We start from the raw sequence: 26,671 nt of genomic DNA on the forward strand, positions 1-26,671 counted from the left end.
CGGCGCGTCCCTGCCGTCGGGATCGACAGGCGGCGCATGTTAACTGTAGCCTAAGGCGCGCGGCTTAAAAAAAGTGCTTCTCCCTGTCGGCGAAAATGCCTTATCCCCGCACCGCTTCATCCAGCGCGCGGCGCAGAAAACCTTGATGGCGCGTCAGCAACCCTCTGGCCGAGGGCGCGTCCAAACCGGAAAGGAGCATAAGAATAGCCGGCTTGACCTCATATTCCGTTTGCTCCAGGGCGGCTTGCGCCGCGGCGAATTCAACGCCGGTGGCGTCCACGACGATACGGCAGGCCCGATTAATGAGTTTCAGGTTGGTGGCCTTCACATCCACCATCAAGTTTTGATACACCTTGCCCAATTTCACCATCGCCCCGGTAGAGATCATGTTCAGGATCAGTTTTTGCGCGGTGCCGGATTTCATCCGGGTGGAACCGGTGAGCGCCTCCGGCCCGACGACCGGTGAAATGGCGATATCCGCCTCGCGGGCAATGGGCGAGCCGGGATTGCAGGAGATTGCCGCGGTGGCGCATCCCGTCCGGCGGGCGTAACGCAGGCCGCCGATAACATAAGGCGTGCGTCCCGAGGCTGCCAGGCCTATCACCATATCCGCCGCCGTCACGCCGAGCGCCCTTAGCTCCGTCTCGGCCAGGGTCGGGCTGTCCTCCGCGCCTTCGACCGCCCTGAGCAGGGCGCCCGGCCCCCCGGCGATCAATCCGATGACCCGTTCCGACGATACGCCGAAAGTCGGCGGACATTCCGCGGCATCAAGCACGCCCAGCCGCCCGCTGGTGCCCGCCCCCAGATAGATTAGCCGGCCGCCGGCCCGCAGCGCTGATGCGGCTTTATCCACCGCGGCGGCGATGGCGGGCAACTCCCGACCGACCGCCTCAGGCACTTTGCAATCCTCCCTATTGAACAATCGCATCATTTCCAGCGTCGATAGCTCATCCAACGCCATAGAGGCGGGATTACGCGTTTCCGAAACCAGTTCGCCTAAGTCCATGACATCACCATTGAATTTTTTATTCAGATAATAAAAACTATTATTGAATATTTGATTCAGGCAAGCGAGGGGATTTTCTTTGGCGTCGGCGTAGTGCCAAGCGTGTAGGCGTTGCGGTAAAGCGGCCATCGAGTCCTGCCTCGTCAGCCCGCCATCCGGCGGCCGGATGGACAAAAGATGCCGATAAAGCGGCAACACGGAAGGCCATGGATACCGATGGGAATACACAAATGAGCAGTCTGTTACGAATTCGCCAGTTATACCCCGCCTTGTCGGCAAATCATCGAAAACTGGCGGATTACCTGTTAACCCATACCGAGGCGGCCCGGCATATGGGCTCACAGCAACTTGCCACCGAGGCGGGCATCAGCCAGTCCAGCGTGGTGAAATTCGCGCAGAAGTTGGGCTACCGCGGCTTTACCGCCTTACGGATGGCTTTGAGCGAAGCGCTGGCCGCCGGTCTTGTCATAGAGTCCATACCGGTACACAACCAGATCCTCAGCGATGACCCGCTGAAAACCGTGGGTGAAAAGTTGTTGCTCGAAAAACAGGCCGCATTGCGGGCGACCCTGGATATCAATAGCGAGGATACGCTCAGACAGGCGGCCGATATGTTTAAAAACGCCGGCCGGGTGGTCGTGGCGGGCGTCGGCGCCTCGGGCCTGGCGGCCAGGGACTTTTCCCGCAAGTTAATGAAAATCGGCTATGCGGCGGTGGCCGAGACCGATATGCATGTCCTGCTGGCCACCGTACAAGCCTTTAGCGCCGGAGATGTGCTGATGGCGATTTCCTATAGCGGCGCCCGCCGCGAGATCAACCTGGCGGCACAGGAGGCGCACCGGGTCGGCGGCCGCGTGGTGACCGCCACCCATTTCTCGCCCAATCCCCTGCAACAGTCCGCCGACATCGCCTTGTATACCGTGGCCGGCGAAAAAGCCCAATATAGCGGCGCCATGTCTTCCACTGTTGCCCAGCTTTCTTTGACCGACCTACTGTTTGTGGCCCTGGTGCAGCGCGACTTGGAACACGCGCCGGAACGAATCCGCCATAGCGAAGAACTGGTGAGAAAGCTGGTGTAGCAAGGCATGCCTTCACCAAGCGTGCTGTTTTATCGGGTAAAGCGCCAACTGTGGGCGTTGCCGATATCGACCACCTCTTTTAACGCGCAGACGCCGCGGTCGATAAAACTCAGTAGCCGATGATAGGTTTCCCGCTCCATCACAATCGGCAAATGGTAGAGTTTAAGGGCCTCCCTGGTCTGTTTCTCACAAGGCAGGAAACGGTCGATGATGAAATTAAGCAGATCCGGGCCGCCAACATAGGAAACCCTGGCGGCATAACGGCTGAAAGCCTCCATGTCGCTTTCCGGCGGACGGTAAAGATAGATATCCTTGTTTTGCGAATAGCGCTGATAGCTTTCTTCCATCATCTTCCAAAGCGTCGGATTGCCGGCGTGCGTTCCCCAGTTGCTATTCGGGTATTTGCCGCTAACGCGCATAACGGAATGGAAAACCGGCGTGCTCAGCACCAGGCCTTCGGACGTGGTTTTAAGTTCAGTGGCGGCCGGCGGACTGATAAGCATGTCGTCCGCATCGAGATACAATCCTCCCCGGCGATTGACCAGGTCGATGCGCAAAATATCGCAGGCGGAAGCGAAATTGGTCGCGACGCCCTTATTGCCTCTGATGGCCGATAGGTACTGCTCATAATATTTCGTTTTGCGAAAAGCGATAAAATAATCGCTATGCTCCAAGTTGCGCACCACCACATCTTTGGCCTTGGTGATCAAGGCCTCCAAGTTCCGTTCAAACGCTTTCTGGCTCTGGCTGGAAAGATACAGCTTGAACCGATAAGGCTTATTTCCTTCCCTGGCGCGCACGGCATTGTTTTGCAGACTGCGCAGAATCTCTTCGGGAATATCTTTGTCCCCCAGCCAAATCGAGGTGATTTTCCTGGGTATATCACGCTTTTTTTCCTCATCGATCGATAGCGGCGACCGCGCCCAGTCCAGCTCGATACCCAGAAGGCGAATCCCCTCGGCCTGCGCCGCAAGAGACGCGGGAATCAGGTTGGGTTGCCGCCATTTTTCCAACAGGCCGGCGCTATTGAGAATCAGGGGATTATGGTAGGGCTCATCTATCATAAAATGAATCATGGTCTTACCGATGCGCGGATAATAAACGTTATGGGAGAGGTCAAAAATCAGCGACACCGTTTGCCCGTCCAAATCGCCGGTGATCACGTTTTTGTCCACCGACAAACCATAACCTGTATCGCCTTGCGCCGCCCGGTGGGTAATAACGCTTTCAGCGACGCGGGAGGTACCTGCCCGTTCCCCTTGACCACCCGCGCCGGCATTCCAACGGGCGGCGGCCCGAGGCGCTCCCCGGCCGCCCAAACCTTGCTGACGGAGATTTTTCAACCGCTGGCGAAATGCCAGCGGGATCATTTTCAGCTTACCGGTTTTGGACAAATACAACTTAGGACCGAAAACCATGCCGCTATCAAGATTCTTTATGGCAAAGATTTCCCGGCCCCGATGGCGCTGGCCGGGAATTCTGACGATGCCGACGCGCTTATCGCCGCCGGCATATCGGGCTAAAAAGGCCCAGGAGCGCGGAGTTGACGGAAAAGACGATGAAACATGCCGCAAGCGCCGTAACATTGCGCCGATACCGGGCAGGCCGGTGCCCATGGCGTCGTTCAGGGAGATGATGCGCTGAATGGCGTTTTTTCCCGCGAAACCGAGCAGTTCGAATCCCGGATCGATAAACCTGACGATTTCCCCGGCCAACGCCATCGTTTGTTCCAGCGTCAGGCTCCGCGATGCCGGCATAAGCGAATGGGCGGCAATATTTTTTACCGACGTTGCCGCAATATTTCCCAACGATTTCCTGGCGGCCATCATCATCAGCGCTTCCCGCCCGGTCTTTTGCAATCCCCGGATAAACACCGTGCCGGTTTGACCGGTCATTTTGCTTAAGGGTCCGAGCACCGGCAGCAGTGATACAATATCCATCCCGCAATCGAAGAGCGTCTCGCCGAGCGGATCGGTCTTCACGCCATCGACACAGCTATAAAAAGGCAGCAAGGACAGTAAAAAGTCCCTGGCCGCATGCAGGACATGTTTATGGTAGCCTTGCGCGCGCAGACCCTCGACAAAAACCTGGGTATGGGCGGCCGCCAGGGTATCGACAAAGTCCGGCGCCGTTTGCCGCCGTTCTTTCAGCACTTTGCCGGTCCGAAGGCAGTGGGAATACGGCTGCTGCGCCGAATGGCGCAACCGGGCGCTATCCAACTCGGCGATAGCCTTAACGGCATAGCCGATATCATCCATCGTCAGCGCATACAAACTCACGGTATCCTGCCAATGTATGGTGAATAATTCGACATTGGGCGCCGATATCAACGTGTGCTGCCGCTCGTCAAAGAAATAACGGCTGATACTGCCTTTATGAAATAATTTTGAGCAATATTTTAAGCCGAATCTGGGTTGGTTTCGCACCGGCTCAACAAGGATGCTGTCTACCTGACGGGTGTTCCAATAATTGTCGTCCAGACTAAAAATGCCGTTTAACGCGGAAACCAGCAAGAGACGATCCACAATGGCGTATTTTTTACCGATGGCGTCGTTTTGCGCGCTGAAAAGCGCGTCGATGTTCGGTAAGGGATATTCCTGCTTTTGCCAACGTAAATTAAACAAAAAAAATCCGCCGTCGCCGTTGTTGTCCCCTTCCGCGCCGCCCAAGCCAAATGATGAGGGATACTCCGGCATAATATGCGGCGCCATATCGCGGCAAAAGGCGGTGATATCCAGTAAATATTGTCCGACAGACAGGGACGGGCATGTGGCGTTAATGATCGCCTCCGCCAATTGCGGCCGGGTCCGGTAGCCTTTGATGGCTGCGGATAACGCATTGAAAGGATTGCTCTCTTCCAGGTACCGCCCTTTGGCCAGAAAATACCGCCGCAACAGCGCGACGATATCCCGCCGAGCGGCCGGGGCCGGAATATGCCAGCCGTCGGATTGCCGGGAAAACCACATCACGGCGGGGATCTGAAAAAACAGCATCCACTGCGGCGGCGCTTCACCAGCCTCGATTTGCAGATAAATCAGGTTGCCCAATTCGGCCGCTTCCGTCCGGGAAAGCGTTTGCTCATCCAGACCGTTGTAGCGGGCGAAAAGCCAGCCGGCCTGGGCGTCGCCCAGGGTGAAATCATCCGGCTCGTCGGTGAGACCGCCGTTCTCGCGCCAGCCGTTTAGAATCGGCAGTTCCTGCAAAATAAGCACTCGCCAAAGCCGTTCTGCCAGCAACGCGTTATCCGCCGGCGCATGGGCGGCAAAATGCCGTCGAACGTAATCCGTCGTGGTATTGTGCAGCCATTCGCCCATTTGCGCCCATGTTGTCGTCCGTCGGTCCAACAAGCCGGCCGTCTCGCCGATAAAATAATCCAGGAAGGTCTCCCCCAGCACATTCACATGCAGCCAACGCCTGAGAACGTCCCAAGCCAAGGCCGGCGGTATAGGCGTTTTATCGTCACCGGCATAATAAGCCATGGCATCGAGTAATACTCTGGCCGGCTCGGCGGGATTGTTATCCCACGCATTCAGGTAGCGAAATGCGGCGTCAACCAGCCGGGCGGAGGAAACATTGGCGGCCGGCGCGTTCAGGTATTGCCGCAGAAATTCCGCCATGGCGACATTCTGGTCGTGCCTTATTGCGATAGCGCGGGCCTGGGAGTGAAATTCCGCCCCGCCGATATCAATAATCCTTTCCTTCTCTTCGGCCGACACATCGGGGAATTGTGTCGCCGCAACTGTCGGGAATGTGGTGAGTTTATCCAGACGGCCGCCCAGCCTGGCGATAAATTGGCTAAGCGACGCGCCCATGCGCAGCAGCCCGCCGCCGCCCGGCGATAAGTCAAACGCGCCGGCCTCGTGGCGCCGGTTGACGACCTTAACCGACCTTGCCACTTGGGGAGGCGCGCCGGTCGGCGGTTTTGGCCGGCGGGGTTTCCCGTCAACCACACTCCCCTGCGCTGGACGCACATGGCCGCGAACGTCGCCATCATGGCGCCCTGGGGTATTCGGGCCGCCGGAGAAGGCCGAAGCGATAGGGCGGGCCTTAGCGGATAAAGGCAAACAACCGTCATTTCCGGCCCTCTCGCCCGAGGCGCCGTCGGACGATGGACGGTGGGGAAGCCAACAGGATTGTGTCGAGTTGGTCGCCATGACCACTAACTGCAAAATAAGGTGCGCGCGACAACGGGCAAATGAATCTCCAGGGCAATCGGCCATGGCGGCCAGGGTTTTAACCGCTTGCCGGTCGGACCGGTAACTGTGCGTTCTATTATAATGTCGCCCTATATTCCGCCGATAAATTGCAGTTGCATCTGATTTCATCATGACTCCGCAAGAAAGTAATAAACGTTTGAGTAAGATTTGCGTGGATGTTGGATGGATAAGGGCTTGCCGCACCTCCCCCCGTGGGGACCCGGCATTATCGCGCTACAAACGGCGCACTACTGCGATGGCGGAGCGCGATTGGTCTTTGACGGGCTTTGTGGTATGGTGCGAGGCGCAATGCCCCATTCACTGTATTTACTTTAAATAATTCGAGTTGCATCGCGGCCAACAAAGAGGCAACTGGAAGAATGACGAGTGTAAATGGCCTGAGAATCAGCGATGGCTCTAGTAATTACCCAAAAATGCATTAATTGCGATATGTGCGAACCGGAATGCCCAAATCAGGCGATAAGCCTGGGTCCGGACGTGTATCAGATCGACCCGTCCCGCTGCACCGAATGCGTCGGCCATTACGATACGCCGACCTGCCAGAAAGTGTGCCCTATCGATAACACCATCATCGCCGACCCGGCCCACCACGAAACCCAAGATCAACTGTGGGAAAAATTTGTCATTATGCATCACAGCGACAAACTGTAACCCGTGCGGCGCCGGTTATGCCGAGCCGGCCCCACAGAACGATTTTGCCAGTTTATCAATAACCTATGAAGAGAAACAAGCTGGAATGCGTGAGGAAGTTCTTGCCGTCGGTCCATGACGGCTGCGGGACGGCGGCATGGCTTAACCCATGGGATGATGACTTTCGCGCCGGGACGGCGGCAGGGATTTCAGCGTTCAATGATAACTGTCGCACAGGCATAATGGCGTTCGTCGGCCAGGGTCACATGGATATGGGCGACACCCAGTTCGGCCGCCAGTTCGGCGGCGCGCCGATACAACCGTAGACCGGGTTTGCCCAGCGCGTCGTTGACCACTTCAAATTGCGCGAACGCCAGTCCGTCGCGGATTCCGGTACCCAAAGCTTTTGAGGCCGCTTCTTTCACCGCGAAACGCTTGGCCAGAAACCGGATGGGTTGTTGTTGGGCCAGATATTGGCCCCATTCCGCCTCGCTGAGGATACGGCGGGCGAAGCGATCGCCGGCGCGGGAAACCACCGACGCTATACGTTCGATTTCCACGATATCGGTACCGATACCCAGGATCGGCATCAGCGGCGCGCCTCTAGCATCAGCCGCTTCATTTCGGCCACCGCTTCGGCTAAACCGCTCATTACCGCGCGACCAATGATGGCGTGGCCGATATTGAGTTCATGCATCTGCGGCAGTGCCGCAATAGCCTGAACATTATGGTAGGTCAAGCCGTGGCCGGCATTAACGCTTAAGCCGTGCCGCTCCGCCAGTAACGCCCCTTGCCGTATGCGGTCGAATTCCGCCTGCCGGGCCGTTTCATTGCCAGCGTCGGCATAAGCCCCGGTGTGAATTTCGATATAGGGGGCGCCCACGGCGGCGGCGGCGGCTATTTGGGCCTCATCCGGGTCAATAAACAGGGAAACCTGGATCCCGGCGTCAGACAGACGCGTCACGGCGTCGCGCATCTTATCCTGCTGTCCCGCGACATCCAAACCGCCCTCGGTGGTCACTTCCCGGCGGTTTTCCGGAACCAGACAACAAAAATGCGGCCGCAATTCACAGGCTGTGGCGATCATCGCGTCGGTGACCGCCATTTCCAGATTCATGCGTGTCTGGATGGTCTGACGCAGCAGGCGGACATCCCGATCGGTAATATGGCGGCGATCCTCGCGCAGATGCACGGTAATGCCGTCCGCGCCCGCCTGTTCGGCGATAAAAGCCGCCTGCACCGGATCGGGGTAAACCGTCCCGCGCGCGTTGCGCAGCGTGGCGATGTGATCGATGTTCACGCCTAATAGCAAACCAGACATAACGTACCTCGTGATAGGCAAAAGATAACGGGCGACGGCCAAACCACCGCGCGATAACCCGGATTTCGGCCAGTTTACCCGGCTGAGCCGTCCTCGGGCAACGGCTTGCCGGGGATTTTCTTAATCACAAACCGGCTGAAAAGCTCGCGACTTTTTAGCGGCTTACCGCCCAGGTAGGGTTTAAGCGCCATACGGGTAAAACGTTTGGCGGCGCGCAAGGTATCGGCGTCGGGAAACTCGCCGCGGGCCAGCGCCTGCAATTCACGGCCGGTAAAACTGTAATGATCGATAACCACGCTGGCGATAAAACCTTTCTCTTCCCGAAACCGGTAAGTCATGTCGTCATCCACCGGGAGGCCGGTAGCGGCGCAATGTAAAAAATCCACGCCATAACCCAGGTGTCGGAGCAACGCCAGTTCGAAACGCCGCAAGGCCGGCTCCGGCGAATCATTGCCCGCCGCCAGCATTTGCAGGCAGTGGAGATAATCAAAAAACAAGGAGGAATCATCGGTTTCGTGAGCCAGCACGCGTGAAAGCAGTTCATTGGCGTATAAACCGCTGTACAGCATCACGCCGCTTAACGGCAAACCGAGCGAGACCGGTTCGGCGTTACGCAGGGTTTTGACTTCGCCTCTTCCGCTCCAGCGGATAAGCAGGGGCGTAAAGGGTTGCAAAACGCCTTTGAGGGCGGAGCGGCGGGATCGCGCCCCTTTGGCGAGGATCCGCACCCGGCCGCTGTTTTCCGTGAAAAAATCCAGAAGCAGGCTGGTTTCGCTATATGGCCTGCCATGCAAGACAAACGCGCGCTGCCAGCCCTCCATCATAAGGCCTCTCAGAGATCATCAATATAGCCCAGGCTGCGCAACGCCCGTTCGTCATCGGCCCAACCGGACTTCACCTTGACCCACAGCTCAAGGTGGACTTTGGTCTCGAACATTTGCTCCATATCATGACGGGCTTCGATGCCGATGGTTTTGATCTTGGCGCCTTTGTTGCCGATGACCATTTTTTTCTGGCCATCCCGTTCTACCAGGATCAACCCATGGATATCAAAGCCGCCGCGCTCGTTGGCGGCGAACCGTTCGATTTCCACCGTCACGGAATACGGCAATTCCTCGCCCAGGTAACGCATCAGTTTTTCCCGGATAATTTCCGACGCCATAAAACGCTGGGAACGGTCGGTGATATAATCCTCGGGAAAGTGGTGCTCGGCCTCGGGCAGACATTTACGCACGATAGTGGCGAGAGTATCCACATTCATGCCGTTTTCGGCGCAAATCGGCACGACATCCAGAAAATTCAGCTTCTGGCTTAGGGCGTTGATATGCGGCAGCAAGCGGCTTTTATCAACCACATTGTCGACTTTATTGATGGCCAGCACCACCGGACAGCGGACGTCACGCAGTTTATTCACCACCATCTCGTCATCGTTGGTCCAGTGCGTTCCCTCCACCACAAAGATCACCAGCTCGACATCGCCGATGGAACTGCTGGCGGCGCGGTTCATCAAGCGATTGATGGCCCGTTTTTCTTCGATGTGTAAACCGGGCGTATCCACATAAACCGCCTGATAAGGCCCTTCGGTATGGATGCCCATGATACGGTGTCGGGTGGTTTGCGGTTTACGGGAGGTAATAGAGACTTTCTGCCCCAGAAACTGGTTAAGCAGCGTGGATTTGCCGACGTTAGGCCGGCCGACTATCGCCACGAACCCGCAATAGGTTTTCTCTTCGCTCATTCAAGCTCCAGCTCTTTTAGCGCCTGCTCGGCGGCCGATTGTTCGGCTTTGCGTCGACTGGATCCGTTGCCCACCACCGGTTCAGACAAACCGCTGACATGGCAATGGATTGTGAATTCCTGATCGTGCGCCTCGCCGCGGACTTGCACCACCAGGTAGGTGGGCAGCGGCAGATGGCGCCCTTGCAGGTATTCCTGCAAACGTGTCTTCGGATCCTTTTGCTTGTCGCCGGGACTGATTTCCTCCAGCCGGGTACGATACCAACTCAGAATCAGGCGCTCGACATTCTGGATGTCGCTATCAAGAAAAATAGCCCCGATCAATGCCTCCACGGTATCGGCCAGGATTGATTCACGGCGGAATCCACCGCTCTTCAACTCTCCCGGCCCCAGCCGCAGGCATTCCCCCAATTCGAACTCGCGCGCGATTTCGGCCAGGGTATTGCCGCGGACCAAGGTTGCCCGCATGCGACTCATGTCACCTTCGTCAACCCGGGGGAAACGAAGATACAGGGCATTGGCAATGACGAAACTCAATATGGAATCACCAAGAAATTCCAGCCGTTCATTATGTTTACTGCTGGCGCTTCGATGTGTCAGGGCCTGTAGCAGAAGTTCATGCTGTTGAAAAGTATAGCCCAGCTTCTTCTGTAGCCGATTAATCAAGATGGGGTTCATGTGTTACCGATAATTCAACCGTGCGACTAAATACTACAACAGACGTAACAAATCTGCCTGGGCAATGCCAGAGCAGAACTGTTTCGTTTGCAGTGGCCCCCGGAATGGAGGCCCTTCTTTTTTTCTTGCCGTTAGATATTCTACAACGGGTAACGAGATATTGCTTCGCTAAAAAAAGGTTTTGTTCTCTAAGAGACCCATGCGCGATGACGGCATTTCCCCTTAATGAATCCCGCCTATCCGGCTCAGGCGAACGCCGGTCGGCCATTTGCCTTCCTGTTTTTCAAAACTCATCCAGATGGCGACCGCTTTGCCCACCAGATTTTTCTCCGGCACGAACCCCCAATAACGGCTGTCGGCGCTGTCGTCGCGGTTATCGCCCATCATGAAATATTCGCCCTTGGGCACCACCCATTCCATGCGCTGCTGGTAATAGAGATTCAACTGATCTTCTTGCCCCGGCACGGTCAGAATACGGTACGAGACATTACCCAGGGTTTCGATGCGCTGCGCCAGACGGATACCGTCATCCACCGATTGATCCGGCGGCAATTCCAGAAAACCGGAAGAGGCCTCGCCGTTACCGGTGGCGGTGAACGTCTGAACGAAATCGCTGGGGGACATTTCACTATAGGTAATCGGCAACGCGGTGGGACAAATCGGTTGGTTGCCGCAACCAGGATGCACCGTTACCGTTTTGCTCATCGGATCGTAACTGACCCGATCCCCCGGCAAGCCGATAACACGTTTAATGTAATCCAGGGACGGATCGAGCGGGTATTTGAACACCACCACATCGCCGCGTTTCGGATGGCCGGTGGGTATCAGCGTAGTCTGGGTGATGGGATCCTTGATACCGTAGGCGAATTTCTCCACCAGAATAAAATCCCCCACCAATAAGGTCGGCATCATGGAACCCGAGGGAATCTGGAACGGTTCGTAAAGAAAAGAACGCACCACAAAAACCACCAGCAACACCGGGAAAATGGACGCGCAGGTTTCAATCCAGCCCGCTTGGGCCGGTTTTTTCCCCGTCGCCTGACCTGTGGCGCCGCCCCCCTCAAGGGTCACCTGCGCCTGCCTCGCCCGGCGCGCCGGTGCCAGCTTGAATCGGTCCACGCACCAGATAATGCCGGTCACCAGGGTCGCTATCGCCAGGATCAAGGCAAACATATTCGCCATGCTAACTCCTCAGACTTATTTACTATCTTTGCCGACATGCAGAATAGCCAGGAATGCTTCCTGCGGCAGCTCCACGTTACCTACCTGTTTCATACGCTTTTTGCCTTCCTTTTGCTTTTGCAGCAGTTTCTTTTTACGGCTGACATCGCCGCCATAGCACTTGGCCAGGACGTTCTTACGCAATTGCTTGATGGTGGAACGGGCGATAATGTGATTGCCGATGGCGGCTTGAATAGCGATATCGAATTGCTGGCGGGGGATCAGTTCCTGCATTTTTTCCACGATTTCCCGCCCGCGACGCTGGGCATTTTCCCGGTGGGTTATTAATGCCAGGGCATCGACCCGTTCTCCGTTGACCAGAATATCCACCCGCACCATATCAGAGGCCTGGAAACGCTTAAAGCCATAATCCAGGGAAGCATAGCCCTTCGAGGTGGACTTCAGCCGATCAAAAAAGTCCAGCACCACTTCCGACATGGGAATGTCATAGGTTAACGCCACCTGGGCGCCGTGATAAACCATGTTGGTCTGCACACCGCGTTTCTCGACGCACAGAGTGATAACGTTGCCCAGATACTCCTGGGGCAACAACATATGGCATTCGGCGATCGGTTCGCGTAATTCCTGAATATTGTTCACCGGCGGCAATTTGGCCGGACTATCGACATATTGGGTCTGGTTATCAGTGGTCACCACTTCGTAAATTACCGTCGGCGCCGTGGTGATAAGCTCCAGGGCGTATTCCCGCTCGAGGCGCTCCTGGACAATTTCCATATGCAGCAACCCCAGGAAGCCGCAGCGGAAACCAAAGCCCAGGGCCGTCGAGCTTTCCGGTTCATAAAACAGCGAGGCGTCGTTGAGGCTTAATTTGCCCAACGCGTCCCGGAAAGCCTCATAATCATCGGAACTGATCGTGAACATGCCGGCGTAAACCTGCGGCTTGACTTTTTTGAATCCCGGCAGGGCTTTTTGCGCCGGCTGCCGCGCCAACGTCAGCGTATCGCCCACCGGCGCGCCCAGAATATCCTTGATGGCGCACACCAGCCAGCCCACCTCGCCGCATTCGAGCACATCGCGATCGATACGCTTGGGGGTGAAAATACCCAGTCGTTCGGCACTGTAGGTCTGCCCGGTACTCATGACCTTGATCTTGTCGCCCTTGCGCAGCGTGCCGTTCTTAACGCGCACCAGCGAAACCACCCCCAGGTAGTTATCGAACCACGAATCGATAATCAGCGCCTGCAACGGCGCTTCAGGGTCGCCGTCCGGCGGGGGTATTTCGCGCACCAGCCGTTCCAGTACATCGTGGATGCCCTCCCCGGTCTTGGCGGAGCAGCGCACCGCATCGGTGGCGTCAATGCCGACGATATCCTCGATTTCCTGCGCGACGCGATCCGGTTCGGCCGCCGGGAGATCGATCTTATTGAGAATCGGCACCACTTCCAGGTTCATGTCCATGGCGGTATAGCAGTTGGCCAGCGTCTGCGCTTCAACCCCCTGCCCCGCATCCACCACCAGCAAGGCGCCTTCGCAGGCCGCCAGAGAACGGGAAACCTCGTAGGAAAAATCCACATGCCCCGGCGTGTCGATGAAGTTGAGCTGATAAGTCAGTCCGTCGTCGGCTTGATAATCCAGCGTCACGCTCTGGGCCTTGATGGTGATGCCGCGCTCGCGTTCCAGGTCCATGGAATCCAGCACCTGGGCTTCCATTTCACGCTCGGTCAGGCCGCCGCAGGTCTGGATCAGCCGATCGGAGAGCGTCGATTTGCCGTGATCGATATGGGCGATGATTGAAAAGTTTCTTATATGTTTCATTATAAAGCTTTTTCTACCTTGATGTTCTGGACTTTTACTCGCCTAGGGGCACGCGCCGCCGCAATCGATACCAACACGCTCACGGGCGGTATTTCTCGATAATCGCAGCATTCTACATGCCGGGAGGAGGAAAACCTAGCCATCGCATCAGTATTAACAGGAGACCGGCCGTCGAAAATGGCCCCGTGAGAGAAGAAGATCGCCTGAGATGGCGATGATACCGCCTGGATTCGCCCGGAATGATAACCAAAAGTCCTGCGACGGACGGCAATGGACAAATTCAGTCTTTATCTTTCCATGCAAACGACAGAGACGACGGCGGCAAGGCGGTTTGCACTATCACCGGTTGATATTCCCGCCGGACGGCGATACGCCGCGCGAGAACGCGGGCCAGCCACATGCCGCCGCCGACGCCGGCCGCGCCGCCGCACGCCGCGGCGAGATCAGTGTGAAACAGTCCTTGCGCGAACGCCGCGCAACCAAGAAGCCCAACAAGCGGCAGCAGGTAAACCAGCATGGCCGAACGCAGCAGGCTGCCTTCGGAGATGCCGACTTCCACCCGCTGGCCGGGCACCAGCGGCTGATTGCTGCGCACAAGGATATGACGGTCGGTACCCTGCCTATCCAAGACCCCGGCGCCGCAAAGATCCTTGGATCCGCACCCCTGGCAACCGGCGCGCTGATCGCAACGCAATTGCGCGATACCCCGCTGCCAGCAAACCACCGTCGTCCACGCCTTTATCATGGCTGCGCCTTGAATACGATACTGTCGGCAATCCGTTTGGCGGTCGCCGGCGGCAACTCACCAACCACGGTTATCTCTTTATTATCGCGGACATCGGTATAGACCGTGCGCCGGCCGGATCGCACATACCTTTCTGCGTTGTTCTCGCCGGTGGGGGTGTTGACGTCGACGGCGAAACCGAACAATCCGTCCGAATACAATCGGACTTCGATTGGCACATTAACGCCGGGCAGCGTGCGGCGATTACGTGAAACTTCATCCACCCCCGCCGGAAGCCAATTGACCCGCCAGTCAAACTGGGCGGTTTCCGAACTCGGCATGGCCAAGAGCGGCGGCAGGCTGACTTTTTGCAACCCCCTCATGGCGGTCATGATTTGCGAATCCACCACAAACGATACCACTCGGAATTGCTCCAGCGCCTCGCCGTCGCGATCAAGCAGATCCGCCCGCAGCGGAAGCTTGGTTTCAGTATCCACCCAGATGATGTAACTGAATCGGGTGCCGTCCCGCGGCACGATGCGGATGGCTTCGCACAAGCGATCGGAGACGCGTGCGCGCCCCACGGAGATAAAATCGTAGTACCGCGCCAGACGCGTGAAATCGGCGTAGACGATAGAAGGAAGGGAATCAACGATGTGATCGCCGGCAAGGGTGAAGGGTTCGAAACCCGGTTCAAAATAGCTGATTTCGTTGCCGCGCTGGAGGATCTCCAGGCGGGGACCGTCCATTTGCAGTAATTGCGCGAACTGTTGTTTATCAATCAGCGCATGGCGAAAACGCAATGAATCGACGCCCTGCTTGCTGACACTGACATAGGCGAATTCGTAATCCAGGGTGTTGCTGGCCTGGCTCATTTGCTGCAACAGTACGCTGGGCGCCGTGGCCGGCATGGATGTTGACGGCGCATCGGTCGACGGCGCGGCGCTCGTCGTCGCGAGCGCCGGCGTCTCGGCCGGCGACTGCGTTGCATAAAGCAGACTGCCCGCCAGCAGACAGGCAGCGCACCAAAGTGACTTCATTACTGCGGTTGCATTCCTAATGACTGGGTGCCTGGAACCTGAACCGCGGCTTGCTGCGTTTCATGCTGATCAAACTGCATCTGCGTGGAATGCACCCGCCGCTGCAATTCATAATCCTGCAGGATGGCGTTTATGCGCTTGCGCTGCTCCTGCACCAATTGTTGCTGGGTGGTGGCGTCCGCCACCATGCCGCCGGACGGCACGCCCAGGCTGACCGGCGAGGCCTGCCCCATCATGGGCAAGGTATTGAACACCGGCGACTCCGGTTGGCTGTCGGCGGGGTTGCCCATGGGACGATTGTAATATTGAACGCCGAAAATCACCGCCAGAGAGACGCAGGCCGCCAGCCCCATTTGACCGGCATGAGATACCCAGGGGCTTGCCCGGCGCCAGAACGGCAGCTTGTGCCAGGTTTCCGGCCGCGGTTGGGATTCCTTGACGGCATCGGGGACCAGGCGGACCGGTTCGTCGGCGATGGCCGCGGCGACGCGGTCGGCAATGTCGAGGTGGAGCGTCTCGCCGATATCGCCACGCAGGGTATCGCGGATTAAGTGGTAGTTTCGCCAGCTTTGTTGCAACTTGTCATCTTTGGATAAGCTGTTGATCAACTCGTTATCGAGAATCTCACCATCCATAAGAGCGGAAAGTTTTTCATTACGCATGCCTGGGCACCTTCTCCTGCCGCCGCCATTATCGCTGTATCAGCGGTTGAATTTTATTATCTATAGCTTCGCGTGCGCGGAAAATCCGCGATCTTACCGTTCCCACCGGGCAATCCATGATGGCGGCTATTTCTTCGTAGCTTAACCCATCCAGTTCCCGAAGCGTGATGGCCATACGCAAATCCTCGGGAAGGCCCTCTATAGTGCGAAACACTATCTTTCGCAATTCATCTGACAACATTAAATTCTCAGGGTTCGAAATTTCTTTCAACGCGCCGGCGCTTTCGTAGTTTTCCGCATCATTGGCATCCACATCGTTTGCCGGCGGACGGCGCCCCTGAGCCACCAGATAATTTTTTGCCGTATTGACGGCTATCCGATAAAGCCAAGTATAAAAGGCGCTGTCCCCGCGAAACGAATCCAGCGCGCGATAAGCCTTGATAAACGACTCCTGGGCCACATCCGGCACATCCCCCTGGGGAACATAACGGGAGACCAGGCTCGCCACTTTATGCTGGTAACGAACGACCAGTAAATTGAACGCCTTTTGATCTCCTTTCTGGACCCGTTCAACCAGCACCTGATCCGTTAACTGCTCGCTCATCCGAGGTAAATTCTCCCCAAATTTATCTCCACGCGAAAAATAGTACCGCCAGCCACTAAACCAATAACACGAGCAAGCTCCCGCTTGGAGTTTATGCTAATCATAAAGTTCCGTCCCGCCTGAATTTTTTTAATGAATGGGAGACGTTTATCACTAATCCGGATCCCGGCCGCAACGAGAGCCAGACTATCACGAAAACGGGCGAACAGCGTCAGATTCCTGTGAAATCCGGTGAATCCCCTACGCTGTCGGCCGCCAGCGCAGGTTACCCGGTATTCGCCCGGCTGTCAGCAGACAACGACAAAATATATCTGGGTAAAATAGCAGCAATTAACGATTCAGCGACATGGCTTTGAGTGATACCATGAGAAAACTGTCATTTCTCTTATGGTAACCACCGTTTAAATGCAACCTTCAACCGAACATGTCACCGATGTGCTGGTCATTGGCAGCGGCGCCGCGGGCCTCTCCCTGGCGCTGCGTCTGGCGGAGCATTGCCGGGTATTGGTGTTAAGCAAAGGGCCTGTCAGCGAAGGGTCGACCTATTACGCCCAAGGGGGGATAGCCGCGGCGTTCGATGAAACCGACAGCGTCGCCTCCCATGTCGAGGACACGCTTATCGCCGGCGCGGGCCTGTGCGATCGCGACGCAGTGGAATTCATCGCCGGCAACGCGCGCCATTGCGTCCAATGGCTTATCGATCAGGGCATGCTGTTTGATACCGAAAGCAGTCAGCCCACCCCCGATCGCTATCACCTGACGCGCGAGGGCGGCCACAGCCACCGGCGCATTTTGCACGCCGCGGACGCCACGGGCCGGGAAGTGGAAACCACGCTGGTCGCCAAGGCCGTCAATCATGCCAACATCCATATCATGGAGCGTTGCAACGCGGTGGATCTGATCAGCTCCAACAAGATTGGGCTGCCGGGGACCCGACGGGTGGTGGGCGCTTACATCTGGAACCGTGAAAAGGAACGGGTGGAAACCTGCCGGGCCAAAGCGGTGGTGCTGGCCACCGGCGGCGCGGCCAAGGTCTACCAATACACCACCAATCCCGATATCTCCTCCGGCGACGGTATCGCCATGGCCTGGCGGGCCGGGTGCCGGGTGGCCAACCTGGAATTCAACCAGTTTCATCCCACCTGCCTGTACCATCCCCAGGCGCGCAATTTCCTGCTGACCGAGGCGTTGCGCGGCGAGGGGGCATTGCTCAAGCGCCCCGACGGTACCCGGTTTATGCCGGATTTCGACGAACGGGGCGAGCTGGCGCCGCGCGATATCGTGGCCCGCGCCATCGATCACGAGATGAAACGTCTCGGCGTCGACTGCATGTACCTGGATATCAGCCATAAACCGGCGGATTTCATCGAGCACCATTTCCCGATGATTTATCAGAAGCTGCTGACGCTGGATATCGACCTGACCAAACAGGCAATACCCATTGTTCCGGCCGCCCATTACACCTGCGGCGGCGTCATGGTGGATCAGCACGGGCGCACCGATCTCGACGGCCTGTACGCCATCGGCGAGGTCAGCTATACCGGGTTGCACGGCGCCAACCGCCTTGCCTCTAATTCGCTGCTCGAATGCCTGGTCTACGGCTGGTCGGCCGCCGAGGATATACTCAAGCGCATGCCGGCCATCAAACTGGCTAAATCCCTGCCGCCCTGGGACGAAAGCCGGGTCAGCAATTCCGACGAAGAAGTGGTGTTACAGCATAACTGGCATGAGCTAAGGCTGTTTATGTGGGACTATGTCGGCATTGTCCGCACCACCAAGCGGCTGGAACGGGCGATGCACCGGATCAACCTGTTGCAAAGGGAGATAGATGAATACTATTCCAACTTCCGTATCTCCAATAACCTGCTGGAAGTCCGAAACCTGATCCAGGTCGCCGAGCTGATTGTCCGCAGCGCCTTGTCCCGCAAGGAAAGCCGCGGCTTGCACTACACCTTGGATTATCCAGACATGCTCAGCGATCCGCAGCCCACCATTCTTCAGCCCTGACGGTCCGGTGCCGGGTGGCGCGGCCCACACGCCGCGCCGTTGCGCCAGCCGGTCAGGATCCCAGATAAAACTCCCGGGTCAGCGCGCGATATTCCGGCGTATACGCCCGATCATTTCCACGCAGGCTTAAGGTGGAATATGCGCACGTCCCCGCCGCGCAAGAAAATTCCAGCAGGCTGCGGTGGGGCGGTTTGCCAGGCGAATCGGCCACGTCGCACCGGCGGCGCAAAAACCACCCGCCCGCCGGCGCGGCGGCGGCCAGTCGTCCGGCGAGATGGTACGGCAGTACCAGGGCGAGCCGGCCCCGCGGCGTCGCTACCCGCCTGGCGGCCGCCAGCAAGGGTTCGTGGCCCAGCGTCACGGTATAGCGGGCCCGATCGCGGCCGGTATCGCGGCATGGCACTCCGGACGGGAAATACGGCGGGTTGCTGACAATAAGATCATAGCGGGTGGCCGCGGCGACGGCGTAGTCCAGAATATCGGCGCCGATGACCCGCAATCGATCGCGCCAGGGGCTGGCGCCGCAGTTCTCCGCCGCCTGGGCGGCGGCATCGCCGTCCAGCTCCAGCGCGTCGATCATGACGTCGGACGGCGTCCGCTGGGCCAGCATCAGGGCGATGAGACCGCAACCGGCGCCGATATCCAGAATGCGCCCGGAGGCGATAAGCGGCGCCCAGGCGCCCAGCAACACCCCGTCGGTGCCCACCTTCATGGCGCAGCGATCATGGGCGACAAAAAATTGTCGAAAGGTAAATCCGTCCCGGCGTAAATCCGCTTTGCGGCTCTGCGTGGCCATCGTCGTTCGCTCCGTCCGATCCGGAGACATACTTTATGTCAAAAACCGTTGCGGGTAAAAGCGGCTTTCAGACGGAAACAGATGAACAATGGGCGGGATCCGTCTATAATCTGCGCCCCAACCAGAGGTAGACCATGACTGTGACCCAATTTTCCGATCTCGACTTACACGAAAGCCTGCTTGCCGCCCTGGCCGACAAAGGCTACGAACGCCCCACCGCCATCCAGATCGAGGCGATTCCGCCCGCCATGGAAGGCCGGGACGTTTTGGGTTCGGCGCCTACCGGGACGGGGAAAACCGCCGCTTATCTGCTGCCGGCGCTGCAACATCTGCTCGATTTCCCCCGCCGCAAGCCGGGGCCGCCGCGAATCCTGATTATCACGCCTACCCGTGAGCTGGCCATGCAGGTAGCCATACAGGCCAAGGCGCTGGCGGCCCATACCCGCCTGGATGTCGCCACGATAACCGGCGGCGTCGCGTACATGAATCATGCCGAGGTCTTTAGCGAAAACCAGGATATCGTGGTCGCCACCACCGGCCGGCTGCTGCAATACATCCGGGAAGAAAATTTCGACTGCCGCGCGGTGGAAACCCTGATTCTGGATGAAGCGGACCGCATGCTGGATATGGGTTTCGCCCAGGATGTGGAATGTATCGCCGCCGAAACCCGCTGGCGTAAACAGACTTCGTTGTTTTCCGCCACGCTTGAGGGCAACGCGGTCAAGGATTTCGCCGAGCGCCTGCTCAACGACCCGGTGGAAATCGACGCCACGCCGTCCCGGCGGGAGCGCAAAAAAATTCTTCAATGGTATTACCGCGCGGATAATCTGGAGCACAAAACCGCTTTACTGCGCCATATTCTGCAACAACCCGACGTCACCAAAAGCATCGTGTTCGTCCGTAAACGGGAACGGGTGCATGAGGTGGCCGGCTGGTTGCATGAGGCCGGCATTGCGTCCTGCCATCTGGAAGGCGAAATGGTGCAGGCCAAGCGCAACGAGGCCATTAAGCGCTTGTCGGACGGCCGGGTCCGGGTGCTGATCGCCACCGATGTGGCCGCGCGCGGCCTGGATATCGACGATATCAGCCATGTCGTTAATTTCGATTTGCCCGGCACCGCCGACGTTTATCTGCATCGTATTGGCCGCACTGCCCGCGCCGGGCGTAAAGGGTCGGCCATTTCCCTGGTTGAAGCCCACGATCATTTACTTTTGGGGAAAATCAGCCGCTATCTGAATGAGCCGCTGAAAGCCCGGATCATCGACGGGCTGCGCCCGACGACCCACGCGCCGTCCGCCAAAGCCACGGGGAAGCCGTCAAAAAAAGTGCTGGCGAAACGGCAAGCGCAGAAAAAGCAGCAAAAAGCCAAGGAAAAGACCAAAGTACGGTTACGGGATAAGCGGAATATCGGCAAGCGCCGGACCCCCAGCCATAATGACGGCCCGACGGCGGGCGTTCCCCCGACCAGTGATGAATAATTCAGCGCCGTAGAGGAAAAGCCGCCGTTTCCGACGGCTTTCCGTAATGAGAACCTCTCTCTTTTAGCCGTTTTGTGCCGTTGCCCTTCGCTTTGCTTTTTTTCCAGGAATTTAGCCGGGCCCGCCCGTTAAGTCAGCCGGATAACCGCTTTTTTTTTGCTGAAAATCAATATATTAACTGTAAAATGATCTCAACGGGGTTTTGTGCAAAATAACATCGCCCAGGAACATTCGCCGCGCCGCCGGCAAGCCGGCGGCCTCAAAATAAAATATAATTACCTGATTAATAGATTATTTGTTAATTGATGGTTAATTAGACGATCGCAAAAAAAGGGGCCTAGGCCCCTTTTACATACCGCACCGACAATTATAGAGAGGATGTGAACGTCCGGCTGATCACGTCGCGTTGCTGTTCGGGCGTAAGGGAATTGAAACGCACGGCATAGCCCGACACGCGGATGGTCAATTGCGGATACTTATCCGGATTGGCGATAGCGTCTTCCAAGGTTTCGCGGGTCAGAACATTGACGTTCAAATGCTGGCCGCCTTCCACTTGCACGATCTCCTTGTTTTCCAGGGGGATCTGGCGATATTCGATATTGCCAAGTTCACTCAGCGCCACAACCTGGTCATCGGCATAGCCGGCCACGGCGCACAGGCAGCGAGCCTGTTCAATATTGTTGTCCAGCAACCAGAATGAATTGATCAATGCCTTGTTATCAGCCTGGGTAATTTGGGTTCCGATAATCATGAAATTCCTCCTCGGTGTGGCCTAAACGCTGCCAAATCATGTCCGTCACTTGTTAGGGGTCTGTGGACATTTGGTAAAACCAATTTGTCATGGGGATTATATACCACCCAGTCCGTCGCCAAACCTTGATTTAAATCAATTTTAACCAAAATAACTCATTTCTCAAAAAGACATGTTTTTGTTTTATATCAATTTTCCAAATTATTCTCGCATCATTTATTTAAAATTTATTTTAAAAATTATCAAAAATTTTGCCTATCGCCTTCCGACGGAAAACGTTCCCCCCCGGACCGATACCCGGTAAGCTATCGCGCAAGGCAAGTTCAACATGGAGTGTAAAATGACCGCAAGTCCGACCTGGCGAGATACCCTCGCCGAAGAAAAAACCAAATCCTACTTTCAGCAAACGCTGGCGTTCGTGGCCAGAGAAAGAGCGGCGGGGAAAACCGTGTATCCCCCGCAGCATGACGTTTTCAATGCGTTTCGCTATACTGAACTCTCGGCGGTCAAAGTCGTTATCCTTGGCCAGGATCCCTATCATGGTCCCAATCAGGCCCACGGACTGTCTTTTTCAGTCCGGCCGGGCGTGCCCGCCCCGCCCTCGCTGGTGAACATCTTTAAGGAATTGGCTGATGACATACCCGGCTTTAGACCGCCGGAGCACGGTTGCCTGCAAAGCTGGGCCGAACAGGGCGTGCTCCTGCTCAACACCGTGCTGACCGTGGAAGCGGGTCACGCCCATTCCCACGCCAGCCTGGGTTGGGAGACGTTCACTGATAAGGTGATCGAAGTGCTTAATCAATGCCGGGAAGGGATTGTATTTCTCTTGTGGGGATCTCATGCGCAAAAAAAGGGCGGGATCATCGATCCGCGTCGGCACCATGTGCTCAAAGCGCCGCATCCCTCGCCGCTATCGGCGCATCGCGGCTTTCTGGGCTGCCGGCATTTTTCCAAAACCAACGCTTTTCTGACGCAGCAGGGCCTGGCGCCCATCGACTGGCAACCCCGGCTGCCGGCCGCGCAAACCGACAGACCCCGCGCCCCCATGCAATAACAACCTTGCCGGACGGGCGCTTAGGGCGCAAAACCGCATTCACGCCGGAAAGCCGCGAAAATCAACCGCGCGCTTTGGATACCGCAACCATGGCGGGGCGCAGCAGACGGCCGTTTAAGGTATAGCCTTTTTGCATCACCATCATGACCTGGTTGGGTTCGAACTCCTCGGTTTCCAGCAACGTCATGGCTTGATGCACGGCAGGATCGAACGGCACATGGGTCTCGCCGACGACGTCGATGCCGAATTTGCGCACCACGTCCAGCAACGATTTCAGCGTCAGTTCCACACCTTCGATAAGCGGAGCCAGCGCTTCATTGGCACGGTCGACGTTATCCAACCCGCGCTCCAGATTATCGATCACCGGCAATAATTCACCGGAAAACTTCTCCAGGGCGAATTTATGCGCTTTCTCCACATCCATCTCGGCGCGGCGCCGCACATTTTCCAGTTCCGCTTTGGCGCGCAGCAGACTGTCACGTTCCCGTTGTTGCAGTTCATCCAGTTTGGCTTGCAGAACAGCGATCTGCTCATCGCGCGGATCCACGACTTCTGCCGTCTCGGGTAACGCTTCCTCTTCTTCCCGCCCAGGTTCCATATCGATTTCCGGTGAGACTTGCTCGTCAGGGGTCTTCTGTTCTTTACTACTCATCATGAGTTTCTCCGCGTTTTAGCCTTGGTAACTTGCCACTTCGCATATTATGGGGATGAATAGCGGGGATTCAAGGGATGACGCATAATGTAGTCAGCGCAACATGGCGAGGAAAAGCAATAACATGAATACACCCTTTCAAAGCATTGGTATCGTCGGCCACCCGCGCCATCCTAACGCGCTCGCCACGCATGAAATGCTTTATCATTGGTTACTGGCGAAGGGACACAATGTCATTATCGAACATCAAATCGCCCGGGATTTGAATTTACGCGACGCCGATACCGGCAGCCTGGCGGATATCGGCCGGCTGGCCGATCTGGCGGTGGTGGTGGGCGGCGACGGCAATATGCTGGGCGCGGCCCGGATTCTGGCGCGCTACGACACCAAGGTGATCGGCATTAACCGAGGCAATCTGGGGTTTCTCACCGACCTCGATCCGGATTCGGCTTTGCAACAATTGTCCGACGTACTGGCCGGCGCTTACCGCTGCGAAACGCGTTTTCTGCTGGAGGCGCAGGTCTGCCGCGACAATCAGTGCGGGCGGCTGAGCACCGCCATTAACGAAGTGGTGCTGCATCCGGGCAAAGTCGCGCACATGATTGAATTCGAGGTTTATATCGATGACAGTTTCGCTTTCTCGCAGCGATCCGATGGATTGATCATCGCCACGCCCACGGGCTCCACCGCCTATTCCCTCTCGGCCGGCGGACCAATCCTGACCCCGCCGCTGGATGCCATCGTGCTGGTGCCGATGTTTCCCCATACCCTTTCCTCGCGGCCTTTGGTCATCAACGGCAGCAGTACCATCCGGCTCAAGTTCTCGCAGATCAGCAGCGAACTGGAAATCAGCTGCGACAGCCAGATAGCCCTGCCCATCCAGGAAGGCGAGGAGATTTTTATCCGCCGCAGCGATTACCATCTTGATCTGGTGCATCCGCACGATTACAACTATTTCAATACATTAAGCTCGAAATTGGGCTGGTCGAAAAAATTGTTCTAAAAAAAGCCGCGCGGCTCTTTACTGTATAAAAAACCAGTTTATACTGGATTTTATTCCAGCCATGTCGATTTATACAGGTAACCTCCCATGCTGTCTCAATTGACCATTGCTAATTTCGCCATCGTGCGTGAGTTGTCCATCGATTTTCATGCGGGCATGAGTGTGATAACCGGCGAGACCGGCGCGGGCAAATCCATCGCCATCGATGCGTTGGGTCTCTGTCTGGGCAACCGTTCCGAGGCCGCCATGGTACGGCCCGGCGCGGCGCGGGCCGATATCTGCGCCACTTTTTCCCTGGCGGATACCCCGCGGGCGGCCCGCTGGCTAACGGAAAACGAATTGGATAACGGCGGCGAATGCCTGTTGCGCCGGGTCATCGGCCACGATGGCCGGTCCCGCGGGTTTATCAATGGCGTCGCGGTACCGGTATCGCAATTGCGCGAGCTGGGGCAGCATTTAATTCAAATTCACGGGCAGCATGCCCACCAGATGCTGTTGCGTCCGGAGCATCAGAAATTTTTGCTCGATGCCTATGCCGACGACGCAACCCTATACCGCGCCATGGATGACGCCTATCGGCAATGGCACGAGAGCTGCCTGGCGCTGGCCGCGTTCCGGCAAAATGCCGCCGACCGCCAGGCACGGGGCGAGCTATTACAGTATCAATTAAAAGAACTTAACGATTTACAGCCGGTCGCCGACGAATATCAGCAAATGGAGCAGGAATACCAGCGGCTCGCCAATAGCGGACAGTTGATCGCCACTACCCGCGAGGCGCTGGAAATCCTTAGCGAGGGCGAAGAACAAAACCTGCTCGGCATGTTGTATAGCGTCAAGCAGCGCGTCGGCGAGCTGGCCGGTATGGATGCCGCCCTGTCCCCTATCCTGAATCTGCTGGAGGAGGCGTCCATCCAGTTGACCGAGGCCGGCGACGAATTGCGCCATTACGGTGAGAATATCGATTTGGATCCGGGACGGCTGTTCGAGCTGGAACAGCGATTGTCCCGGTATATGAACCTGGCGCGCAAGCATCATGTGCCGCCGGAAGAGTTGCCCTTACTGCATCAACGCCTGCTACAGGAACAGCGGCAGACCGAACGGCAGGATGAGGACGCCCAGGCCCTGGCCGACACCGTGGAGCGCCAGCATCGCCAGGCACTGCATATCGCCGGCGAGCTGCACGATAAGCGACAGGCGCATGCCGACGAGCTGGCCGAACTCATTACCCGCGGCATTCGGGATTTATCGCTGCCGCATGGCAAACTGGTCATCGACGTGCATTTCGATGCGCAACAACTTAGCGCGGAAGGGGCTGATCGCATCGAGTTTCTGGTCACCACCAACCCCGGGCAACCGCTTCAACCTCTGGCGAAGGTGGCGTCCGGCGGCGAATTGTCACGCATTGCCCTTGTCATACAGCTTATCGCCGCCCGCAAGATGGAAACCCCCGCGTTGATTTTTGATGAAGTCGATGTCGGCATTAGTGGCCCTACCGCCGCGATTGTGGGTAAAATGCTGCGTCAATTGGGCGAGTCCACCCAAGTGATGTGCGTCACCCATTTGCCACAGGTCGCCGGCTCGGGCCACCATCACTTTTTCGTCACAAAATACACTGACGGCAACGAGACGGAAACCCAGATGCGCGCTTTGGATAAAAAATCGCGGTTGCAGGAACTGGCGCGGTTGCTGGGCGGCAGCGAGGTGACGAAAAATACGCTGGCGAATGCGAAAGAATTGCTCGCGGCATAGAAAAGCCCAACTTTTTTACGTTCCCGCGGTCATAGATGAGCCCTCAAGAGGTTCCCAATGCCGGCAAGGTCTATTATCATCGGCATCCTATGCCCAAAAGGAATGAGATTATTATGAGCTGTAAGACGTTGACTGCCGCTGCCGTCGTTCTTCTGATGTCAACCACCGGTTGCTCTACGCTGGAAAGACTGGTCTACCGCCCGGATATCAACCAGGGAAATTACCTGAGCGCGGCAGACGTGGCGAAGCTCCATACCGGCATGACCAAGCAGCAGGTGGCTTATACGTTAGGCACGCCGATGCTGCATGACCCGTTCGGCAGCAATACCTGGTTCTATGTCTTCCGTCGCCAACCCGGCCATGAGCCGGTTACACAGCAGACCCTGACTCTGACCTTTGATAACAGTGGTGTTCTGACGCATATTGATAATCGCCCGACGCTGGAAAGCGCCAGTTGACTTGACCGCCGGGCAGCGCGGCGGGCGG

The 26,671-nt window shown here is 57.0% G+C and carries 24 protein-coding genes; 8 read left to right on the forward strand and 16 right to left on the reverse strand.

All coding sequences use genetic code 11. The features are described 5' to 3' along the window. Positions 1–100: 100 nt before the first annotated feature. Positions 101–1,006, reverse strand: coding sequence for an N-acetylmuramic acid 6-phosphate etherase (gene murQ, locus FCN80_RS09245; RefSeq protein WP_136989875.1), 906 nt, complete (start codon positions 1,004–1,006; stop codon positions 101–103). A gap of 230 nt (positions 1,007–1,236) precedes the next feature. Here murQ and FCN80_RS09250 point away from each other — a divergent pair, with 230 nt between their 5' ends. Beyond that, entirely contained in the window at positions 1,237–2,085 is an 849-nt protein-coding gene (locus FCN80_RS09250; RefSeq protein WP_136989876.1) for a MurR/RpiR family transcriptional regulator, read from the forward strand. A 29-nt stretch (positions 2,086–2,114) separates the two neighbouring features. On the opposite strand, the gene FCN80_RS09255 is transcribed toward FCN80_RS09250, so the two are convergent. Continuing rightward, positions 2,115–6,149, reverse strand: a complete 4,035-nt coding sequence (locus FCN80_RS09255; RefSeq protein WP_170975354.1) for a glycosyltransferase family 32 protein — start codon at positions 6,147–6,149, stop codon at positions 2,115–2,117. A 543-nt stretch (positions 6,150–6,692) separates the two neighbouring features. On the opposite strand from FCN80_RS09255, the gene FCN80_RS09260 reads away from it, so the two are divergent. Next, complete coding sequence (locus FCN80_RS09260; protein WP_136989878.1) at positions 6,693–6,953, forward strand: YfhL family 4Fe-4S dicluster ferredoxin; 261 nt, start codon at positions 6,693–6,695, stop codon at positions 6,951–6,953. 188 nt (positions 6,954–7,141) lie between these two features. Here FCN80_RS09260 and acpS read toward each other — a convergent pair whose 3' ends face one another. From acpS to rpoE, 11 genes are all read right to left on the reverse strand, one after another. Continuing rightward, positions 7,142–7,522 carry a holo-ACP synthase gene (acpS, locus tag FCN80_RS09265; RefSeq protein WP_136989879.1) on the reverse strand — a complete coding sequence of 127 codons (381 nt, stop codon included), beginning with the start codon at positions 7,520–7,522 and terminating at the stop codon, positions 7,142–7,144. Then, on the reverse strand, positions 7,522–8,253 hold the full coding sequence (gene pdxJ / locus FCN80_RS09270; protein WP_136989880.1) for a pyridoxine 5'-phosphate synthase: 732 nt from the start codon (positions 8,251–8,253) through the stop codon (positions 7,522–7,524). The genes acpS and pdxJ overlap by 1 nt, the downstream gene beginning before the upstream one ends. A 74-nt stretch (positions 8,254–8,327) precedes the next feature. Continuing rightward, the gene (gene recO, locus FCN80_RS09275; protein WP_230492578.1) at positions 8,328–9,077 is read right to left on the reverse strand and encodes a DNA repair protein RecO; all 750 of its coding nucleotides are present in this window, start codon (positions 9,075–9,077) and stop codon (positions 8,328–8,330) included. Between the two features lie 8 nt (positions 9,078–9,085). Then, entirely contained in the window at positions 9,086–9,991 is a 906-nt protein-coding gene (gene era / locus FCN80_RS09280) for a GTPase Era (RefSeq protein WP_136989881.1), read from the reverse strand. Next, the gene (rnc, locus tag FCN80_RS09285) at positions 9,988–10,668 is read right to left on the reverse strand and encodes a ribonuclease III (RefSeq protein ID WP_136989882.1); all 681 of its coding nucleotides are present in this window, start codon (positions 10,666–10,668) and stop codon (positions 9,988–9,990) included. Before rnc ends, era begins: the two co-directional genes overlap by 4 nt. A gap of 222 nt (positions 10,669–10,890) precedes the next feature. Further along, entirely contained in the window at positions 10,891–11,850 is a 960-nt protein-coding gene (gene lepB / locus FCN80_RS09290) for a signal peptidase I (protein ID WP_136989883.1), read from the reverse strand. 15 nt (positions 11,851–11,865) lie between these two features. Next, entirely contained in the window at positions 11,866–13,665 is a 1,800-nt protein-coding gene (gene lepA / locus FCN80_RS09295; RefSeq protein WP_136989884.1) for a translation elongation factor 4, read from the reverse strand. Between the two features lie 280 nt (positions 13,666–13,945). Next, a complete protein-coding gene (gene rseC, locus FCN80_RS09300; RefSeq protein ID WP_136989885.1) occupies positions 13,946–14,410 on the reverse strand; it encodes a SoxR-reducing system protein RseC in 465 nt (154 codons plus the stop codon). Continuing rightward, positions 14,407–15,429, reverse strand: a complete 1,023-nt coding sequence (gene rseB / locus FCN80_RS09305; RefSeq protein WP_136989886.1) for a sigma-E factor regulatory protein RseB — start codon at positions 15,427–15,429, stop codon at positions 14,407–14,409. The genes rseC and rseB overlap by 4 nt, the downstream gene beginning before the upstream one ends. Then, the gene (gene rseA / locus FCN80_RS09310) at positions 15,429–16,091 is read right to left on the reverse strand and encodes an anti-sigma-E factor RseA (protein WP_136989887.1); all 663 of its coding nucleotides are present in this window, start codon (positions 16,089–16,091) and stop codon (positions 15,429–15,431) included. Before rseA ends, rseB begins: the two co-directional genes overlap by 1 nt. A 28-nt stretch (positions 16,092–16,119) precedes the next feature. After that, on the reverse strand, positions 16,120–16,695 hold the full coding sequence (rpoE, locus tag FCN80_RS09315) for an RNA polymerase sigma factor RpoE (protein ID WP_136989888.1): 576 nt from the start codon (positions 16,693–16,695) through the stop codon (positions 16,120–16,122). 405 nt (positions 16,696–17,100) lie between these two features. Here rpoE and nadB point away from each other — a divergent pair, with 405 nt between their 5' ends. Then, positions 17,101–18,702 carry an L-aspartate oxidase gene (gene nadB, locus FCN80_RS09320; protein ID WP_136989889.1) on the forward strand — a complete coding sequence of 534 codons (1,602 nt, stop codon included), beginning with the start codon at positions 17,101–17,103 and terminating at the stop codon, positions 18,700–18,702. A 52-nt stretch (positions 18,703–18,754) separates the two neighbouring features. Here nadB and FCN80_RS09325 read toward each other — a convergent pair whose 3' ends face one another. Beyond that, a complete protein-coding gene (locus tag FCN80_RS09325) occupies positions 18,755–19,498 on the reverse strand; it encodes a tRNA1(Val) (adenine(37)-N6)-methyltransferase (protein ID WP_136989890.1) in 744 nt (247 codons plus the stop codon). A gap of 134 nt (positions 19,499–19,632) precedes the next feature. On the opposite strand from FCN80_RS09325, the gene srmB reads away from it, so the two are divergent. Next, the gene (gene srmB, locus FCN80_RS09330) at positions 19,633–20,976 is read left to right on the forward strand and encodes an ATP-dependent RNA helicase SrmB (RefSeq protein ID WP_136989891.1); all 1,344 of its coding nucleotides are present in this window, start codon (positions 19,633–19,635) and stop codon (positions 20,974–20,976) included. A 367-nt stretch (positions 20,977–21,343) separates the two neighbouring features. Here the strand turns inward: srmB and grcA are convergent, their stop codons facing one another. Further along, a complete protein-coding gene (gene grcA, locus FCN80_RS09335) occupies positions 21,344–21,727 on the reverse strand; it encodes an autonomous glycyl radical cofactor GrcA (RefSeq protein WP_136989892.1) in 384 nt (127 codons plus the stop codon). Between the two features lie 328 nt (positions 21,728–22,055). Between grcA and ung the strand changes: the two genes are divergently transcribed. Next, on the forward strand, positions 22,056–22,781 hold the full coding sequence (gene ung / locus FCN80_RS09340; RefSeq protein ID WP_373880324.1) for a uracil-DNA glycosylase: 726 nt from the start codon (positions 22,056–22,058) through the stop codon (positions 22,779–22,781). A 61-nt stretch (positions 22,782–22,842) separates the two neighbouring features. On the opposite strand, the gene grpE is transcribed toward ung, so the two are convergent. Continuing rightward, the gene (gene grpE, locus FCN80_RS09345; RefSeq protein ID WP_230492579.1) at positions 22,843–23,436 is read right to left on the reverse strand and encodes a nucleotide exchange factor GrpE; all 594 of its coding nucleotides are present in this window, start codon (positions 23,434–23,436) and stop codon (positions 22,843–22,845) included. 121 nt (positions 23,437–23,557) lie between these two features. Here grpE and nadK point away from each other — a divergent pair, with 121 nt between their 5' ends. The 3 genes from nadK to bamE all read left to right on the forward strand — a co-directional run bounded on the left by nadK (position 23,558) and on the right by bamE (position 26,643). Continuing rightward, positions 23,558–24,436 carry an NAD(+) kinase gene (nadK, locus tag FCN80_RS09350; RefSeq protein ID WP_136989894.1) on the forward strand — a complete coding sequence of 293 codons (879 nt, stop codon included), beginning with the start codon at positions 23,558–23,560 and terminating at the stop codon, positions 24,434–24,436. 87 nt (positions 24,437–24,523) lie between these two features. After that, on the forward strand, positions 24,524–26,185 hold the full coding sequence (recN, locus tag FCN80_RS09355; protein WP_136989895.1) for a DNA repair protein RecN: 1,662 nt from the start codon (positions 24,524–24,526) through the stop codon (positions 26,183–26,185). Positions 26,186–26,298: 113 nt separating this feature from the next. Beyond that, positions 26,299–26,643 carry an outer membrane protein assembly factor BamE gene (gene bamE, locus FCN80_RS09360; protein WP_136989896.1) on the forward strand — a complete coding sequence of 115 codons (345 nt, stop codon included), beginning with the start codon at positions 26,299–26,301 and terminating at the stop codon, positions 26,641–26,643. Positions 26,644–26,671: the final 28 nt, after the last annotated feature.

The sequence above is a fragment of the Martelella alba genome, assembly GCF_005217455.1.
Classification (GTDB): domain Bacteria; phylum Pseudomonadota; class Gammaproteobacteria; order Enterobacterales; family Enterobacteriaceae; genus Acerihabitans.

What these genes read in the sequence shown, in the direction of transcription:
- murQ (WP_136989875.1), bottom strand. Translation starts at nt 1,006, where the DNA reads ATGGACTTAGGCGAACTGGTTTCGGAAACGCGTAATCCCGCCTCTATG.
- FCN80_RS09250 (WP_136989876.1), top strand. Translation starts at nt 1,237, where the DNA reads ATGAGCAGTCTGTTACGAATTCGCCAGTTATACCCCGCCTTGTCGGCA.
- FCN80_RS09260 (WP_136989878.1), top strand. Translation starts at nt 6,693, where the DNA reads ATGGCTCTAGTAATTACCCAAAAATGCATTAATTGCGATATGTGCGAA.
- acpS (WP_136989879.1), bottom strand. Translation starts at nt 7,522, where the DNA reads ATGCCGATCCTGGGTATCGGTACCGATATCGTGGAAATCGAACGTATA.
- pdxJ (WP_136989880.1), bottom strand. Translation starts at nt 8,253, where the DNA reads ATGTCTGGTTTGCTATTAGGCGTGAACATCGATCACATCGCCACGCTG.
- recO (WP_230492578.1), bottom strand. Translation starts at nt 9,077, where the DNA reads ATGATGGAGGGCTGGCAGCGCGCGTTTGTCTTGCATGGCAGGCCATAT.
- era (WP_136989881.1), bottom strand. Translation starts at nt 9,991, where the DNA reads ATGAGCGAAGAGAAAACCTATTGCGGGTTCGTGGCGATAGTCGGCCGG.
- rnc (WP_136989882.1), bottom strand. Translation starts at nt 10,668, where the DNA reads ATGAACCCCATCTTGATTAATCGGCTACAGAAGAAGCTGGGCTATACT.
- lepB (WP_136989883.1), bottom strand. Translation starts at nt 11,850, where the DNA reads ATGGCGAATATGTTTGCCTTGATCCTGGCGATAGCGACCCTGGTGACC.
- lepA (WP_136989884.1), bottom strand. Translation starts at nt 13,665, where the DNA reads ATGAAACATATAAGAAACTTTTCAATCATCGCCCATATCGATCACGGC.
- rseC (WP_136989885.1), bottom strand. Translation starts at nt 14,410, where the DNA reads ATGATAAAGGCGTGGACGACGGTGGTTTGCTGGCAGCGGGGTATCGCG.
- rseB (WP_136989886.1), bottom strand. Translation starts at nt 15,429, where the DNA reads ATGAAGTCACTTTGGTGCGCTGCCTGTCTGCTGGCGGGCAGTCTGCTT.
- rseA (WP_136989887.1), bottom strand. Translation starts at nt 16,091, where the DNA reads ATGCGTAATGAAAAACTTTCCGCTCTTATGGATGGTGAGATTCTCGAT.
- rpoE (WP_136989888.1), bottom strand. Translation starts at nt 16,695, where the DNA reads ATGAGCGAGCAGTTAACGGATCAGGTGCTGGTTGAACGGGTCCAGAAA.
- nadB (WP_136989889.1), top strand. Translation starts at nt 17,101, where the DNA reads ATGCAACCTTCAACCGAACATGTCACCGATGTGCTGGTCATTGGCAGC.
- FCN80_RS09325 (WP_136989890.1), bottom strand. Translation starts at nt 19,498, where the DNA reads ATGGCCACGCAGAGCCGCAAAGCGGATTTACGCCGGGACGGATTTACC.
- srmB (WP_136989891.1), top strand. Translation starts at nt 19,633, where the DNA reads ATGACTGTGACCCAATTTTCCGATCTCGACTTACACGAAAGCCTGCTT.
- grcA (WP_136989892.1), bottom strand. Translation starts at nt 21,727, where the DNA reads ATGATTATCGGAACCCAAATTACCCAGGCTGATAACAAGGCATTGATC.
- ung (WP_373880324.1), top strand. Translation starts at nt 22,056, where the DNA reads ATGGAGTGTAAAATGACCGCAAGTCCGACCTGGCGAGATACCCTCGCC.
- grpE (WP_230492579.1), bottom strand. Translation starts at nt 23,436, where the DNA reads ATGATGAGTAGTAAAGAACAGAAGACCCCTGACGAGCAAGTCTCACCG.
- nadK (WP_136989894.1), top strand. Translation starts at nt 23,558, where the DNA reads ATGAATACACCCTTTCAAAGCATTGGTATCGTCGGCCACCCGCGCCAT.
- recN (WP_136989895.1), top strand. Translation starts at nt 24,524, where the DNA reads ATGCTGTCTCAATTGACCATTGCTAATTTCGCCATCGTGCGTGAGTTG.
- bamE (WP_136989896.1), top strand. Translation starts at nt 26,299, where the DNA reads ATGAGCTGTAAGACGTTGACTGCCGCTGCCGTCGTTCTTCTGATGTCA.